The 14276-nt window shown below is 47.7% G+C and carries 17 protein-coding genes; 6 read left to right on the plus strand and 11 right to left on the minus strand.

Features of this window, described 5'->3' with window-relative positions:
* Window positions 1-106: 106 nt before the first annotated feature.
* Window positions 107-1036, plus strand: coding sequence for an oxygen-dependent coproporphyrinogen oxidase (gene hemF, locus AB9P05_RS01265; RefSeq protein ID WP_371907002.1), 930 nt, complete (start codon window positions 107-109; stop codon window positions 1034-1036).
* Window positions 1033-1605 (plus strand): phosphatase PAP2 family protein, encoded by a 573-nt coding sequence (locus tag AB9P05_RS01270; protein ID WP_371907003.1) that lies wholly within the window; start codon window positions 1033-1035, stop codon window positions 1603-1605. Before hemF ends, AB9P05_RS01270 begins: the two co-directional genes overlap by 4 nt.
* An 8-nt stretch (window positions 1606-1613) precedes the next feature.
* On the opposite strand, the gene AB9P05_RS01275 is transcribed toward AB9P05_RS01270, so the two are convergent.
* Both AB9P05_RS01275 and AB9P05_RS01280 read right to left on the minus strand, forming a co-directional pair.
* Complete coding sequence (locus tag AB9P05_RS01275; protein ID WP_371907004.1) at window positions 1614-2306, minus strand: LytR/AlgR family response regulator transcription factor; 693 nt, start codon at window positions 2304-2306, stop codon at window positions 1614-1616.
* 86 nt (window positions 2307-2392) lie between these two features.
* Window positions 2393-2986 (minus strand): riboflavin synthase, encoded by a 594-nt coding sequence (locus tag AB9P05_RS01280; protein WP_371907005.1) that lies wholly within the window; start codon window positions 2984-2986, stop codon window positions 2393-2395.
* Window positions 2987-3190: 204 nt separating this feature from the next.
* Between AB9P05_RS01280 and AB9P05_RS01285 the strand changes: the two genes are divergently transcribed.
* From AB9P05_RS01285 to AB9P05_RS01300, 4 genes are read left to right on the plus strand one after another with little or no spacing between them, the layout of a single operon-like run.
* Entirely contained in the window at window positions 3191-3847 is a 657-nt protein-coding gene (locus AB9P05_RS01285) for a protein-L-isoaspartate(D-aspartate) O-methyltransferase (RefSeq protein WP_371907006.1), read from the plus strand.
* Window positions 3848-3874: 27 nt separating this feature from the next.
* Entirely contained in the window at window positions 3875-4396 is a 522-nt protein-coding gene (locus AB9P05_RS01290) for an acyl-CoA thioesterase (protein ID WP_371907007.1), read from the plus strand.
* An 11-nt stretch (window positions 4397-4407) separates the two neighbouring features.
* On the plus strand, window positions 4408-5037 hold the full coding sequence (locus tag AB9P05_RS01295; RefSeq protein WP_371907008.1) for a hypothetical protein: 630 nt from the start codon (window positions 4408-4410) through the stop codon (window positions 5035-5037).
* Between the two features lie 38 nt (window positions 5038-5075).
* Window positions 5076-5702, plus strand: a complete 627-nt coding sequence (locus tag AB9P05_RS01300) for a C40 family peptidase (RefSeq protein WP_371907009.1) — start codon at window positions 5076-5078, stop codon at window positions 5700-5702.
* 52 nt (window positions 5703-5754) lie between these two features.
* On the opposite strand, the gene AB9P05_RS01305 is transcribed toward AB9P05_RS01300, so the two are convergent.
* The 9 genes from AB9P05_RS01305 to AB9P05_RS01345 form a co-directional block, all read right to left on the minus strand.
* On the minus strand, window positions 5755-6564 hold the full coding sequence (locus AB9P05_RS01305; protein ID WP_371907010.1) for a hypothetical protein: 810 nt from the start codon (window positions 6562-6564) through the stop codon (window positions 5755-5757).
* A 53-nt stretch (window positions 6565-6617) separates the two neighbouring features.
* Window positions 6618-7718: a serine hydrolase domain-containing protein gene (locus tag AB9P05_RS01310; RefSeq protein ID WP_371907011.1), complete on the minus strand. Its 1101-nt coding sequence runs from the start codon at window positions 7716-7718 to the stop codon at window positions 6618-6620.
* A gap of 150 nt (window positions 7719-7868) precedes the next feature.
* Window positions 7869-8657, minus strand: coding sequence for an META domain-containing protein (locus AB9P05_RS01315; RefSeq protein WP_371907012.1), 789 nt, complete (start codon window positions 8655-8657; stop codon window positions 7869-7871).
* A 167-nt stretch (window positions 8658-8824) separates the two neighbouring features.
* Entirely contained in the window at window positions 8825-10234 is a 1410-nt protein-coding gene (locus tag AB9P05_RS01320) for a rhodanese-like domain-containing protein (protein WP_371907013.1), read from the minus strand.
* A gap of 110 nt (window positions 10235-10344) precedes the next feature.
* The gene (locus tag AB9P05_RS01325) at window positions 10345-11694 is read right to left on the minus strand and encodes a rhodanese-like domain-containing protein (protein WP_371907014.1); all 1350 of its coding nucleotides are present in this window, start codon (window positions 11692-11694) and stop codon (window positions 10345-10347) included.
* 35 nt (window positions 11695-11729) lie between these two features.
* Window positions 11730-12527, minus strand: coding sequence for a sulfite exporter TauE/SafE family protein (locus AB9P05_RS01330; RefSeq protein WP_371907015.1), 798 nt, complete (start codon window positions 12525-12527; stop codon window positions 11730-11732).
* A 26-nt stretch (window positions 12528-12553) separates the two neighbouring features.
* A complete protein-coding gene (locus tag AB9P05_RS01335; protein ID WP_371907016.1) occupies window positions 12554-12967 on the minus strand; it encodes a DUF6691 family protein in 414 nt (137 codons plus the stop codon).
* Window positions 12968-12979: 12 nt separating this feature from the next.
* Window positions 12980-13549 (minus strand): YeeE/YedE family protein, encoded by a 570-nt coding sequence (locus tag AB9P05_RS01340; protein WP_371907017.1) that lies wholly within the window; start codon window positions 13547-13549, stop codon window positions 12980-12982.
* Between the two features lie 88 nt (window positions 13550-13637).
* A complete protein-coding gene (locus AB9P05_RS01345; protein WP_371907018.1) occupies window positions 13638-14276 on the minus strand; it encodes a Crp/Fnr family transcriptional regulator in 639 nt (212 codons plus the stop codon).

Here is a 14276-nt window from a genome sequence, read left to right on the forward strand (position 1 = left end):
AAAAATACGAACAATTTTGAAGAACTAAATCGTTTGCAAGATTACCCTATCTTTGTCTCGCTCTTTGCCGGGTATTATGTACGTATAACTAAGTATAAGTAACTGTATGCAGAAAGAAGAGATTGCACACTATTTCAAAAACCTTCAGGACGCTATTTGTTCTTCACTGGAAGGCCTGGACGGTAAGGCTAAGTTTCAGGAAGACAACTGGGAAAGGCCCGGGGGCGGGGGCGGCAGAAGCCGTGTGATACAGGGAGGTGACCTGATTGAGAAGGGGGGTGTGAATTTTTCTGCCGTGCATGGCGATGCGCCTGAAAGGATGCTTTCAGCGCTAAAGCTAGGTGGCAAGCAGTTTTTTGCCACCGGGGTAAGTATTGTACTACATCCGGCCAGCCCGATGGTGCCTATTATTCATATGAATGTACGGTACTTTGAAATGTCAGACGGTACCATGTGGTTTGGCGGGGGCATAGATCTTACGCCACATTATGTAGTGCCGGAAGACGCTGCTTTCTTTCATAAAACCCTGAAGGAAACGTGTGACCGGCATAATACAGATTACTATGAGCGCTTTCGCAAATGGGCCGATGACTATTTTTATATTCGCCACCGCAGTGAGACCAGAGGCATAGGTGGTATCTTCTTTGACCGCCTGGCCCCCGGACAGCCTGCCGGTAAGCCTGGCAGTAGTGAGCTACCCGGACCGGATAAGGAGGCGCTTTTTGCCTTTGTAAAGGATGTAGGAGAGACCTTTGTGCCGGTATACAGCGAAATTGCAAACCGGAGACGGGGAGATAGCTTTGGCGAAAGGGAGAAAACCTGGCAAATGCTCAGACGTGGCCGCTATGTAGAGTTTAACCTCGTGTGGGACAAAGGCACCAAATTTGGCCTGGATACGGATGGGCGTACGGAATCAATTCTGATGAGTCTGCCCCCTGTCGCTAATTGGGAATATGCACATACGGCCGAACCTGGCAGCCGGGAGGAGGCCACTTTATCTTATCTTAAAAAAGGCATAGACTGGACCAAGCAATGATCGAAACCCTAGCTAAACTTGACGAAGAGCTTTTTTTATTCCTAAACGGATTACATACACCATTCTGGGATACGGTTATGTATTACGTATCGGAGCGGTATACCTGGGTGCCCTTCTATTTGTTCCTCATCTTTCTGGTATATAAGGCCAGAAAGCGGGAGTCCCTGCTAATCATCTTTTGCCTGATCATTGCAGTAAGTATTGCCGACCAGGTAACGAGCGGATTCATGAAGCCATTTTTTATGCGCTTCAGGCCCTGTCAGGATCCGACCATTAGGGACCTGGTACACATAGTAAACGACCACTGCGGAGGCAGATATGGCTTTGCTTCTTCGCATAGCTCGACCACATTTGCCCTGGCTGCATCTGTATTCATGTTTTTACGGCACCACTACCGGTTTATCTTCCTTATCTTTTTATGGGCAGCCACGGTAGCGTACAGCCGTGTTTACCTGGGCGTACATTACCCGGGAGACATCATTGTCGGCGGCTTTTTGGGTGTTATTATCGGAATCCTGGTATATATCGGGTATAAGGGGGCCGTTAAAAAGTTCAGGAAACAGGAATAAGCATCCGGCTACAGGAAATTCAGCCTCCGGTAGAAGGCATCCTTATAGCTTGCACCTATGGGAATTGACTTATTTCCGATCACCACATTCAGGTCCTCAAGGGAGTTTACCTGCCGGCAGTTTACAATAAAGCTGCGATGTACCCTGGCAAAAAAGCTGGTGGGGAGCCTTTTCTCCACTCCTTTCATGGTATAGTGTACGATATAGCGCTGCTCAGCGGTGTGAAAAATTATGTAATCCGCCATAGCCTCAATATACAGCAGGTCATCGAAAGGGATACGAACAAAGCGCGCGTCCGTTTTCACATACACATCGATCTGCTCCTCGGTTTCTTTCCTTATGGCCTCTATCTGAGTACGGGCTTTTTGTACAGCCTGCAGGAAGCGGGGATACTCGAAGGGCTTGACCAGGTAGTCGGTCACACTTCTTTCAAAAGCCTCCGCAGCATGCTCTTCAGCACCGGATATGAGGATAACTTTATGGGGAGTTTCTAAGTGCCTGAGCAGATCCATACCGGACTTACCCGGCATTTTGACATCCAGAAAGAGAAGGTCTATATTTTTCTCATTCAGAGCCTTCTCTGCCGCTTCGGCACTTTCACATTCATCAGCCAACTCGAGGAAGCTGGTTTTCGAGATAAAGCGTTTTACTATGGCACGCGATACCTCTTCATCATCTACTACAAGACAGTTGATTTTCATAGAGATACGAGTAATTGGCCTGCGCCGCACCATTCAGATACGGCTTAAGTTTGCCAAATATAAGAAAATAGGGTAATTACCCTACTTCACATTCCTCTATGCTGTAACATCCTGGCGACATATTTACCAATGATATCGAATTCCAGGTTGATCCTGTCACCCTCCTTCAGTTGCTTCAGGTTGGTATGTTCATGGGTGTAGGGTATAATAGTAACCGTAAAGGTATCTTCTGTTACATTAAAGCAGGTAAGGCTGATGCCACTTATACAAATACTTCCTTTTTCTACAATCAGACTCTGAAAATCAGCAGGGTAATGAAAAGTGTAAAGCCAACTTCCTTCAAGCACCTCCACAGATTTGATGGTGCCAGTGGCGTCTACGTGCCCCTGAACAATGTGCCCGTCATAGCGACCATTTGCAGCCATACAGCGTTCCAGGTTTACCAGGGTGCCCTCCTCCAGCTCACCAATGGCTGTCTTCTTCAGGGTCTCCTCCACCGCCGTAACCCAGTGGGTATCACCTTCTACTTTGGTAACAGTAAGGCACACCCCGTTATGAGCCACACTCTGATCTATATGCATTTCGGATGAGATGGGGCTTTGTACCTTCAAATGTAGGTTAGTCCCTTCCTTTACCAGGCCGGTTACGGTACCTGTGGTTTCGATGATTCCTGTAAACATTGTCCGCCGGGATCTTTTACTTAAATATACGCACCTGCCAATTTCAGAGGAAAAGAATAGAAAACCATTAAAATTCTATCCTTTTTTCACCTCTCTGACCGTCAGAAGATTACACTACAATTGAAACGGCCTGGCAGGATAAAGGAAAGATTTGACCGGGAAAAGTGCTGAGGCCGTGTATTTTTGCAACCTAAGCCCACACGTATGGAAATTAACGATAGTTATCGGCATAGAGGTATGCGCAAAGCGCTGGTTCGTACCCTTAAGGGAAAGGGTATCACTCAGCCCGACGTACTGAAAGCCATCGGTAAAGTGCCCCGGCATGTGTTTTTTGAAAATGCTTTTCTGGAGCATGCTTACCAGGATAAGGCTTTTCCTATTGGTGAAGGGCAAACTATATCCCAGCCTTATACTGTAGCTTTTCAAACAGAACTACTGGACGTAAAACCACAGGACAAGGTACTGGAAATAGGCACTGGCAGCGGTTATCAATGCTGTGTACTATGCGAAATGGGCGCCAGGGTGTATACCATAGAGTATAACAAGGTACTATATGAGCGTACCAGGAAGTTTCTCCCTGAAATGGGTTACCGGGCAACGTTTGTACATGGAGATGGCTCCAGAGGAATCCCCTCCTACGCACCATACGATAAGATCATAGTGACTGCAGGCGCACCTACGGTACCTACCGCACTACTCGATCAGCTTAAGCCAGGTGGGTGTCTGGTTATACCTGTGGGCAATGATCGCATGCAAAAAATGCTGCGCCTCACCCGCCAGGGAGAAAAACAAATTAAAAGAGAAGCCTTCGATAACTTTAGCTTTGTACCTTTGCTCGGTAAATTCGGCTGGCAGAAATAAACAGGTAAAACGAACGAACAGGCTAATATGGCAAAATTAAAAAAGCACCCCAAAGAGAGCGCGGTTACTATGACGGAAATGGTGATGCCCAATGACACCAATACACTGAATAACCTGATGGGGGGTAAGCTGATGCACTGGATGGACATCGTGTCGGCAATAGCCGCCCAGAAGCATAGCAACCGTATTGTGGTAACGGCCAGTTGTGATAACATCTCCTTTCGCAAACCTATCGCTCTGGGCAATGTGGTTACACTCAGTGCAAGGGTAACGCGTTCATTCAGTTCATCTATAGAAGTGCACATCTCTGTACAGGCTGAGGATATTCCCAGTGGCAAGAAATTCGAAAGCAACAGTGCATTCTTTACTTTTGTAGCGGTAGATCAAAGTGGTCGTCCGATAGATGTACCTGAAATAGAACCTGAAACAAACGAGGAAAAAGAGTTATATGACGGGGCCCTCCGTCGTCGCCAGCTTCGCCTTGTACTGGCAAAAAGAATGAAACCTGAAGACGCTACTGAATTAAAGAGTATCTTCAATATCAAATAATTCTATAGCAGATGAGCATGAAGGAAGATGACCTCTCGTACCTGCCCTTGTTTATCACTGAACCGGTCTACCTTTTTGATGAGGAAGAACCGGTGACGTCTGTTTCTTCTGCTGCCGAAACGACTCCTGGCGAAGTAGCGGAGAACCCTGCCAAAAGAGAACGGGTACCAGAGGAGCCTTCTGCTGATAATAATGGGGTAAGAGAGCCGGAGCAACCTGCCTATGCGGCGGGTGAGCCTGAGAAAAAAGAGCCTGCACCTGCCCCGGTTCCCCCAAAACCACTACCTTTTCAGGGCAAAAATGAAAAGAGTATCGTTCTCGCTATCGATACGCCTACTAATCAGGACCAGCGCGACCTGCTAAAGAAGATCATGGCTTCCGTGAATATCACAGGACGGGATGTGGCTATGACAGACGTAAGAGGACTACAGGACCCTGCTTCTCTCCCTCCTCACCGGTTACTCATTAGTTTCGGGGTTGAAGACCCCCTTTTGTTTCATGGTGAGGTTCCAGTTCCCTATGAGATCAAAAAAGTTGACCATCAATCATTCGTTCTAGCGGACTCGCTATCAACACTTTACAGCGACATTTCTGCGAAGAAAAACCTCTGGGAAGTGCTTAAAAAACTTTTTGTAGCATAATGCTTGTTGTTACCATGTCAACAACCAAAAGAATCTATATGCTATCACCTGCATGGACGATATTGCACTACGGTAAAAAGATCATGCGATATAAGTTTGTATACTTTGTGGTCTTCATCGTATTGCTGGTACACGTATCAGACAGCTTCAGTGCTCGCCTGGAAAAGCCAGAGGTACGCACTGAAACGGCCAGGATGGAGGCCATGGAGCCGATGGATAAAATGGGGGCTGACAAAGCTTCCGTAGTTGCCGACCCTGATAACGAACTCGAAAAATCCATACTGGGAGCTGATATTGTGACCTTCGCCATGAGCCTGAAGGGTAAACCTTATACATGGGCCGGGGTAAAGCCTTCCACAGGATTTGACTGTTCTGGCTTTATCTACTTCGTATACGGTGAATATGGAATCTCACTGCCTCATAGTAGCCGTGCACAATACAAAGAAGGCACTGAAATATCAGAAAGCGAGGCCCGCAAGGGTGACCTGGTATTTTTCAGGGGCACTAACCCAAAGAGTAAGGCAGTAGGCCATGTGGGTATTGTGACTTCAGAGCCCGGTGAGCCGGTACGATTTGTACACAGTAGTACAGGCCGCGGTGTGGTAGAGGATGGAATTGTCCGAAGCTATCGCCGCCGCTACATCGGTATCAAGCGAATACTGTAAGTGAGAGTTTATAATATTGATAGAGCAGCCTGTTACAATGCAGGCTGCTTTTTTATTGACTGACTCTCAAGTCAAAGCTGAACCCCGGTTTATAATCATGTGCTACCCGACTTACCAGCAGGCTTAGGCTGCCGGATAGTGTATAGGTGCCGACTTCGGCCGGAGTAAAAGTTCCCGTTAGCACATCACCCATTTGTTTCCAATCTACGGACACCTTTTCACCCTGCCAGGAGATAGCAAGGTCAGTATAGGTAAGTACAACTTCAGGAGAGACCTGCTCAGCTATATAAATAATGAAGTGAACCTCTTCATGAGGGCGAATGCCTGATGAGTCCACCGCCAAACGGAAGGGCACCCCACTGGGAAACCTCGGTGCGATAAAGCTTCGGGAAAGATGACTTATAAATTCGTTTTCATACTGGAGAACCTGCAGAAGCAATAACTTATCAGAATATGCCGCTCTGTCATCGGGTGTGTTTACCAGTTTTTCAACAGCGGCAGCCCCTCCCGGTAATTCTGCATCGGAGTCAAATACCTGGATGAGGCTATCTATCTGACGGACATAAGTCAGGACATTTCCTGAGTCCAGCTCATCAGATTCCGAAATTGCAGAAGAGGGTATCCCTGCTTCCTTCCTCAGGTTTAGCATGCTGTAAATAAGCTCGAGGGTAGTCACATCATTAGTAAGCCTACCTCTGTCATCCACTACCTGTTTTAACTCTATAAAAAGCTGCATATTATTATCCCACTGCCTGCTGGTAGCCTCATCCAATACATCTAATTCATACCTGTCCGGCTCCTTCTCTTTCTGACAGGACTGAAAAATTATAAGCAAGGATAACAATAGCACAAATCGCATCATGAGCATTAAACAGGGATTACCTTAATAGATAATTGGTATTCGAATATTCAGGCTTACGGCAGCACCTCATTCAGGTATTGCCACATTTGGTTATGAAAAGTGATGGGCACAAGGGCATTATCCGGCGCCTCACCCATGCGCACCACAATCAGGTTTTCCTCAGGTACCACATCGATGATTTGTCCATTCTTGCCCATAGCTGCGTACAAATCTGACGGCGCATCAGGTGCCACCGCTATGTTGTAGCTATCCGGACTACCCGGAAAGACAGCAGAGGGCTGGCCGTTTAGCCACCATAGGTACCCATAGGAAGGGTTAAGGCTTTGGGATGGACTGATCATATCACGGATATAGCTGGTGTCACTTAATACAGGCATGTCATCCCACAACCCATTATTTAGCACAAGCAATCCAAAACGGGCCGCATCGCGTGGTTTACTCCAATACACATTATTGTAACCGCTCTGAATCCAGGTGCCGCTCATGCCGGTTTTGTCTTCCAGTTTCTCGTCGGTATAGGCATTATAGCTCATGCCGGAGGCATTGCTGATTACCTGTTCCAGCAGTGTATAGGGCGCATTATGATAGTACCACCGGGTGCCGGGATCAGCCATATAATCCAGGCATTCAGGGTCGGTGCAGTGTATATCATTTACCGTATAATCAAGCCCCGTAGTCATGGTAAGCTGGTGGCGTATGGTGATTTGCTCCTCCCGGGCGGCTGACATACTGGTCCAGCCGGTACCCAGGTACTCAGAGGTCTTATCCGAAATACTCAATAACCTGTCAAACTGTGCCCTGCCTACCAAAAAGGCGGTAATCGTTTTACCGGCTGAGGCCCAGTACCATTGGGAGTCCTTATCAAAAGGCGCTGTGCGGGTGATGTTTTCGCCCCAGTATTTTTCGGTTACGATCCGGCCATTTTTGAGCACAATAAATGCCCGTGTGCCATTGCTTTCCAGGAAACTGTATAACTCCTGCAGTTTCTGCTCATTCCATCCGAGTTCCGCAGGAGTTGTTGTCTCCCATTCCTCACCGGTTAAAGGAGGGAAATAAATCTCCTGACCGGGTATTTTGTCTGTGGGAGATACATCATCTTTTTCACACGCAAAAAGACCGAGGACAAGGCATAGTAAAAGATACTTCTTCATCATAGAGACATTCGGATGCTTAGACCTGCTTTCTATCGCAGGCCAGAGGTAATAAGGTGTGTAAAATAGGCAAAACCGGCCTGGCTGTAAAATCAACGTGTTAAGCGCTATGTAAGGATGAGGGCTATAATTAATGCATTTAATCTGCAGGGCTTACCGGAAATAGACCGCTACAAATTTGGCCAGAGGAGCCATCCGGGCTTTGTTCAGGAACAGCGTATCATCATTAATGGCATAGTTGTCTGCCAGCTCGAATACTTCAAGGAATGCTTGCTCTGTCTCTTCCGCCGGGCAGGCCATACGAGTGGAAGCGATCTTGGAAAAGCTGATCCGAGCCGGTTCGGAAAGGCTGTAGGAACCATTCATGGAATTACAACCCGTGTGACCCTCTACTCTTTGCTCGTTACCTTTCAGGGTAAAGTAGGGCTCCCTCTTCATACCGGTGCTTACCTCTACTGGTTGTCCCCGCAGTTCGATAAGCTTCCAGTACGTATTTTTAATATCTGTACTCACCTTGGTAAGATAGCTTTTTTGGGTTTCATCATCCATCAGAGGATTGCCATTACTTCCAAGAGGGATAAGCAGGTTTTCGCCCACCTTGTATTGTTCCCCACTCGACAGGGTAATCTGCCCCCCGGAATCATTCCACCTGAAGGAGCCACTCTCGTAGGTAAAAAGCTCATCCACCTCCTTGTGCCGGTAGGATTTCTCAAATACCCCTCCCTGTTTCAATGTTATTGTGGTTTGTATGCCCTCGCAATCATTACAGGGCAGCGTACCCCTGTAGGTGCCAGACCAGTCGAGTGAATTTCGGCTGTTATGCATATCTACAGATTGTGAGGTTTCTTCGGCCTCGGTTTGTGCATCTAGGACAGTAGACTGGCGATTGTTAGTACAACTACATATTAAGCTTGCAAGGATAAATAAGAGGGCGTATTTCATAGCAGATGAATTTAGCTGTTTTACCTCTACAACGTAACGAGTGAATATTCAGATGTCCGGACGTACCAAAACCGGTATGAGGCGAGGGTTAACCCTGTTTTCATTTATGTAAATAAAAAACCGGACCTTGTAAAGGCCCGGCTTGGAGAGTGTGTGAATATAAAAACTTACTTCAATGTACTGGGGCAAACATAGTCCGTTTTAGGTACGTCTGTTTCCTTAATGGCCTTATAGCCACCCTCTACATTGATCAAATCGTGATATCCGCGAGACTTAAGGATGGACCCGGCTATTACTGACCGGTATCCGCCCGCACAGTGAATATGAAAAGACTTATCCTTAGGTACCTCCGCCATTTGCTCATTCAGGAAATCAAGCGGTATGTTCATTGCATTTTCCACATGCTCGGACTGGTATTCGCCAGGCTTACGTACATCGACGATTATAGCCCCTTGTTTATAGGCTGTGGCCATGTCTTCTGCAGACTCTAAAGCCATCGTGTCCAATTCCTTGCCTGCCTGATTCCATGCTTCCACACCTCCCTCGAGGTAGCCCAGCACATTATCAAAACCTACCCGTGCGAGCCTGGTAACAGCCTCTTCTTCACGGCCCTCAGGACTGATAAGCAATATAGGCTGTTTTACATCCCTGATAAGGGCACCTACCCAGGGAGCAAAGCTACCATCCAGTCCGATGAACACTGAATTAGGGACAAAGCCTTTTACAAACTCATTCTGATGACGTACATCCAGCAGGATAGCCCCGGTTTCGTTAGCCGCTGCCTCAAAGGCATCCGGCCCCAGCTTACGCAGGCCTTTTTCCAATACATCATCTATGCTATCATAGCCCTCTTTGTTCATTTGAACATTCAGGGGGAAATACTGGGGAGGAGGCAACAGGCCATCGGTCACTTCTTTTACGAACTCCTCTTTGGTCATATTCTCCCGCAGGGCATAGTTCATTTTCTTCTGGTTACCGAGGGTGTCCACAGTCTCCTTCATCATGTTTTTGCCACATGCAGACCCGGCCCCGTGGCCAGGGTACACGATTATGTCGTCTGCCAGGGGCATGACCTTATTTCTCAGGCTGTCATACAGGGTAGCAGCAAGTTCTTCCTGGGTCATATGAGCCGCCTTCTGGGCCAGGTCCGGTCGCCCTACATCTCCAAGGAAAAGGGTATCCCCAGTAAAGATGGCGTGGTCTTCCCCTTCCTCATCTTTAAGCAGATAGGTAGTACTCTCCATGGTATGGCCGGGCGTGTGGAGTACCTTTATAGTTACGTTACCGAGTTTGAGCTCTTCGCCGTCACTGGCTATATGAGCTTCAAATTTAGGGTTGGCCTGAGGACCATATACGATAGTGGCACCGGTTTTTTCTGCCAGGGTCAGGTGGCCGCTTACAAAGTCTGCGTGAAAGTGGGTCTCGAGTATGTATTTGATCTTGGCCCCGCTCTTTTCAGCCTGATCTATATAGGGCTGCACTTCGCGCAGGGGATCCACAATAGCTACCTCACCATTGCTTTCGATATAGTAGGCACCTTGTGCCAGGCAACCGGTATATATCTGTTCGATCTTCATATTATGTATGTTAGCACGCCGGAGTGGCGTAAGTGTTACTTTGTTTTTCTTAATATAAAGTACGTAAATACCCTGTTAAAGGTGGGTAACCAAAGTTACAGCCCGCGAATTTAGTCTTTTTTGAAATCCTTTACACGATCACTCAGGTCATATACCTGTGTGCCTTTCATTTCAGACTCAAGAATACTGTACCCTGCGGCACTTCGGTAGCCTCCGGCACAGTGCACCACCACAGGCTTATCAGAAGGCACCTCACCAGAACGGTCGCGCAGTTCATGAAGAGGTATAGCCAGGGCTTTAGCAAACAGCTTACCATCATTTACCTCACTTTTATTTCTTATATCCACTATGGTATAGTGCTCCGGGTTTGATTTGAAGTCCGCCATATCAAGCGAGTCGGCTTTTGCACTATCCGCGGAACCTTCGATTACCCGGGCCCCCTCCATAAGCAGCTCATACCCAATTTTTGCGCCACGGCCTATGGCAGCTTCTCTTTCCTTATCGGAACTACTGACCAGGTAAAAGGTCTCCTCGGGAGAAATAACTGACCCAAGCCAGGTTTCGAACTTATCGCCGTCGGAGATCATGATATTAATGGCATTGGGATGATGTCCCTGCTTAAATATCGCTTCATCGCGTGTATCTACCACCAGGGCATCAGCGGGGATTTCCTCATCGGCTCCCAGGCGCTTCACCGATTCCACGCTGCCGCTATAGGGTCGCGCACCGCTTTTATTCATATCCACATCATAACCAAAGTATTTTGGTATAAATGGTTGCTCATGAAGAAGCTCATTAACAAAGCTATCCTCTTTCATTTCCTGCAGGGCCCAGTTTTCCTCCTTTTCACGGCCGATAGTGCTGTAGGTATCGGAGCTCATATTCTTACCGCATAATGATCCGGCTCCATGTGCCGGGTAAACCAGTGTTTCATCATCCATGGGAAGAAACTTCTCGCGGAGAGTCCGGTACATATCCCGGGCCAGACTTTCCCTCTTTGCCCGCATTTTACCCGCTTTCTCTCTGAGGTCAGGCCGTCCCACATCGCCTACAAACAGGGTGTCTCCTGTAAAAACAGCTCTCTCATCAGAATCATTATCAATAGCCTGGACGCTGATACTATCCGGTGAATGACCTGGTGTATTAATAGCCCTGAAGGTAATACTTCCCATCACAGCTTCCTGCTCGTCATCAAATCCCTGATGAGGGTAATCCGCTCCGGTAAGCTCACTGGTGAGAATAGTAGCCCCTGTCTCCTGATGGATCTGCAGGTGGCTGCTCACAAAGTCCGCATGCGGGTGGGTCTCAATCACAAGTTTAATTTTTGCTCCATGCTCGCTGGCGTAGTCATAATAGGGCTGAGGATCTCTTGCAGGATCTACTACGGCCATGTTCCCATTACTGATAATGGCATAGCTGGCATGGGCAAGAGGTTTATCGTAAAACTGATGTATATGCATGTCAAAAAAGTATTAGTGGTAATAAAAAATGAAGACTATACGGCAAAAACTGTTTCGCTGAGAATGATGAAAATGCCCATAGCAAGTACAAACCAGCCAAATCCTTTCTTAAGCCTGTCTGCTGAGACAAACCTGGTAGCATAGGTACCTATGAACATGCCGGCAAATGAACAAGCCGTAAAGAGCAATAAAAACGTCCAATTAATGTCCTGTCCTGAACCAATGTCTCCCAGAAAACCGATAAGGCTCTTAATAGCGATAATAACCAGGCTGGTACCAACCGCTTCTTTGATGGGCAGCCCTACAAGCAGAACTAAGGCAGGCACGATGAGAAATCCACCGCCAGCCCCTACCAGGCCTGTTATCACTCCCACGATAAGGCCTTCTGCCAGGATCAGGGGGAAGTTAAATGGCTTTTCCTTCTGCTCACTGGTATCTTTCCGGTCTTTAATCATAGAGTATGAAGCCAGCAACATCACCACTCCGAAGAATACCATGATGGCGATATCCTTGGTAAAACTGAAGCCATCCAGGCGAAAGATGGTCTCCGGGATAGCAGGCACCAGGTAGAGGCGTGTAAGAAGCACCGCCACCAGCGAGGGGATGGCAAAGACGATACCCGTCTTCCACCTTACCAGTCCTTGTCTGTGTTTTTGCGCACCTCCTATGACGGCAGTAGATCCTACCACAAAGAGGCTATAAGCTGTAGCCAGGACAGGCTCCACTCCCAGTACATACACAAGTATAGGTACAGTGAGTATGGATCCTCCCCCGCCAAGCAGGCCAAGGGTAAAACCCATCACTACGGCTAACAGGTATCCGAGTATTTCCATTGATGCTTATTTTCTAAGGGAGGCCCTTAGTGTGGTAGTTTATGTCGTAAGAATCCGTATAGGGCCGTACCGGCCAGCGCGCCGAAAATAACGAGGAAAATGCTTGCATAACCAAACCCGGCCAGAATAAACATGGGGCCTGGGCAAGCTCCCACCAGGGCCCAGCCCAGACCAAATATTATCCCTCCTATGAGGTAACGGGGTACGCTTTTATCCTTATCATTAAAGGTGATTACCTGACCGTTCATGTCCTTCATGCCGGTACGTTTGATGAACTGTATCCCGATAACTCCCACTGCAATGGCTGAGCCGATGACTCCGAACATGTGAAAATTATCAAAGCGGAACATCTCGTAAATCCGGTACCAGGATATGACCTCTGCTTTGGCCAGTATAATCCCGAACACTGCACCGGCCAGTATATATTTTATGTATTTCATTCTGATAAATGCTTAAGAAAAGATGACGGGAAATAACAGGTAGACCATGGAAAGTCCTCCGATGAAAAAGCCTATTACGGCAATCAACGAGGGTAACTGCAGCATGCTCATGCCGGTAATGGCATGGCCTGAGGTACACCCCCCGGCGTAGCGTGAGCCAAAGCCTACCATCAACCCACCCGCAAGCAGAATAATGATATTACGTACTGAGGTGAAGGCTTCAGGGCCAAATATGGAAGAGGGCAGATAAGCCTCCCCTGCCTGGGTAAAGCCCAGTTGTTGAAGGGCACTGACGGTGTCCGCAGAAAGGTCTATGGTGGTGTTGCCACTAAGCCAGGCAGTGATGAAGCCACCCAGCACAGCTCCCAGGAGGAAGGCAAGGTTCCAGCGCTGGCTTTTCCAGTCGAAATTGAAAAAGCTGGCTTTTTTACCCATGCCTGAGACGGCACACATCGTGCGGAAGTTGGAGGAAAACCCGAAGGTTTTGCCGAAATAAATAAGGGACAGCATGACTATCCCGATCAGCGGTCCTGCCACATACCATGGCCAGGGTTCTTTAAATATCCAGTTGATTACGTCCATTCGCTTCAGTTCTCATTTAATTTCAATTACAAATTACGCGAGAACTCTCCGGAAGGATCGTAACCTAAGTTACAGTAAGCGGCACAGACTAGGCAAATTCACTGACGCTCACCATGTTACGATCATGGGTAATCTTGCCCTGCTGTTCCAGTTTCTTCATAAGGCGGCTTATTACCACCCGGCTGGTATTTAGCTCCTGGGCTATCTGGTGGTGAGTGATGCGGAGTTGTGCATTGCTGTTAATCAGCGCTTTGTCACGAAGGTATTTGTACAGCCGCTCTTCCAGGTTGCGAAAGGCCAGGTTATCCACTGCTTCGAGCATCTCGTTCAGGCGATTATTATAGCTGTCGAATACAAAGCGCCGCCAGGACTGATAGCGTACGATCCACTCCTCCATCAGGGCCACAGGGATAAGGATCATTCGGGTCTTTTCCTCAGCTATTGCCCTTATCTTGCTTTTATTTTCCTTAAGGCAACACTGGAGGGTCATGGCACAGGTATCTCCCATCTCAAGATAATAGAGCAAAAGTTCATTACCCTCCTCATCTTCAGTCATGATCTTAAGAGAGCCCGAGAGCAACAGGGGAAAGTGAGTGATCTGTTGGCCTATGTCCATAAGCTCTGCGCCCTGGTCAAATTCGCGATACTCTCCTTTTTCTATGATCTCATCGATGAGCTCAGGCTCAAACAGATATTCTATCTGGTCTTTTACAAAGGATACGTCCAT

Origin of the sequence: Roseivirga sp. BDSF3-8 (assembly GCF_041449215.1) — a bacterium.
In the GTDB taxonomy this organism is placed as follows: domain Bacteria; phylum Bacteroidota; class Bacteroidia; order Cytophagales; family Cyclobacteriaceae; genus JBGNFV01.

What these genes read in the sequence shown, in the direction of transcription:
- hemF (WP_371907002.1), top strand. Translation starts at nt 107, where the DNA reads ATGCAGAAAGAAGAGATTGCACACTATTTCAAAAACCTTCAGGACGCT.
- AB9P05_RS01270 (WP_371907003.1), top strand. Translation starts at nt 1,033, where the DNA reads ATGATCGAAACCCTAGCTAAACTTGACGAAGAGCTTTTTTTATTCCTA.
- AB9P05_RS01275 (WP_371907004.1), bottom strand. Translation starts at nt 2,306, where the DNA reads ATGAAAATCAACTGTCTTGTAGTAGATGATGAAGAGGTATCGCGTGCC.
- AB9P05_RS01280 (WP_371907005.1), bottom strand. Translation starts at nt 2,986, where the DNA reads ATGTTTACAGGAATCATCGAAACCACAGGTACCGTAACCGGCCTGGTA.
- AB9P05_RS01285 (WP_371907006.1), top strand. Translation starts at nt 3,191, where the DNA reads ATGGAAATTAACGATAGTTATCGGCATAGAGGTATGCGCAAAGCGCTG.
- AB9P05_RS01290 (WP_371907007.1), top strand. Translation starts at nt 3,875, where the DNA reads ATGGCAAAATTAAAAAAGCACCCCAAAGAGAGCGCGGTTACTATGACG.
- AB9P05_RS01295 (WP_371907008.1), top strand. Translation starts at nt 4,408, where the DNA reads ATGAGCATGAAGGAAGATGACCTCTCGTACCTGCCCTTGTTTATCACT.
- AB9P05_RS01300 (WP_371907009.1), top strand. Translation starts at nt 5,076, where the DNA reads ATGCTATCACCTGCATGGACGATATTGCACTACGGTAAAAAGATCATG.
- AB9P05_RS01305 (WP_371907010.1), bottom strand. Translation starts at nt 6,564, where the DNA reads ATGATGCGATTTGTGCTATTGTTATCCTTGCTTATAATTTTTCAGTCC.
- AB9P05_RS01310 (WP_371907011.1), bottom strand. Translation starts at nt 7,718, where the DNA reads ATGATGAAGAAGTATCTTTTACTATGCCTTGTCCTCGGTCTTTTTGCG.
- AB9P05_RS01315 (WP_371907012.1), bottom strand. Translation starts at nt 8,657, where the DNA reads ATGAAATACGCCCTCTTATTTATCCTTGCAAGCTTAATATGTAGTTGT.
- AB9P05_RS01320 (WP_371907013.1), bottom strand. Translation starts at nt 10,234, where the DNA reads ATGAAGATCGAACAGATATATACCGGTTGCCTGGCACAAGGTGCCTAC.
- AB9P05_RS01325 (WP_371907014.1), bottom strand. Translation starts at nt 11,694, where the DNA reads ATGCATATACATCAGTTTTACGATAAACCTCTTGCCCATGCCAGCTAT.
- AB9P05_RS01330 (WP_371907015.1), bottom strand. Translation starts at nt 12,527, where the DNA reads ATGGAAATACTCGGATACCTGTTAGCCGTAGTGATGGGTTTTACCCTT.
- AB9P05_RS01335 (WP_371907016.1), bottom strand. Translation starts at nt 12,967, where the DNA reads ATGAAATACATAAAATATATACTGGCCGGTGCAGTGTTCGGGATTATA.
- AB9P05_RS01340 (WP_371907017.1), bottom strand. Translation starts at nt 13,549, where the DNA reads ATGGACGTAATCAACTGGATATTTAAAGAACCCTGGCCATGGTATGTG.
- AB9P05_RS01345 (WP_371907018.1), bottom strand. Translation starts at nt 14,276, where the DNA reads ATGGACGTATCCTTTGTAAAAGACCAGATAGAATATCTGTTTGAGCCT.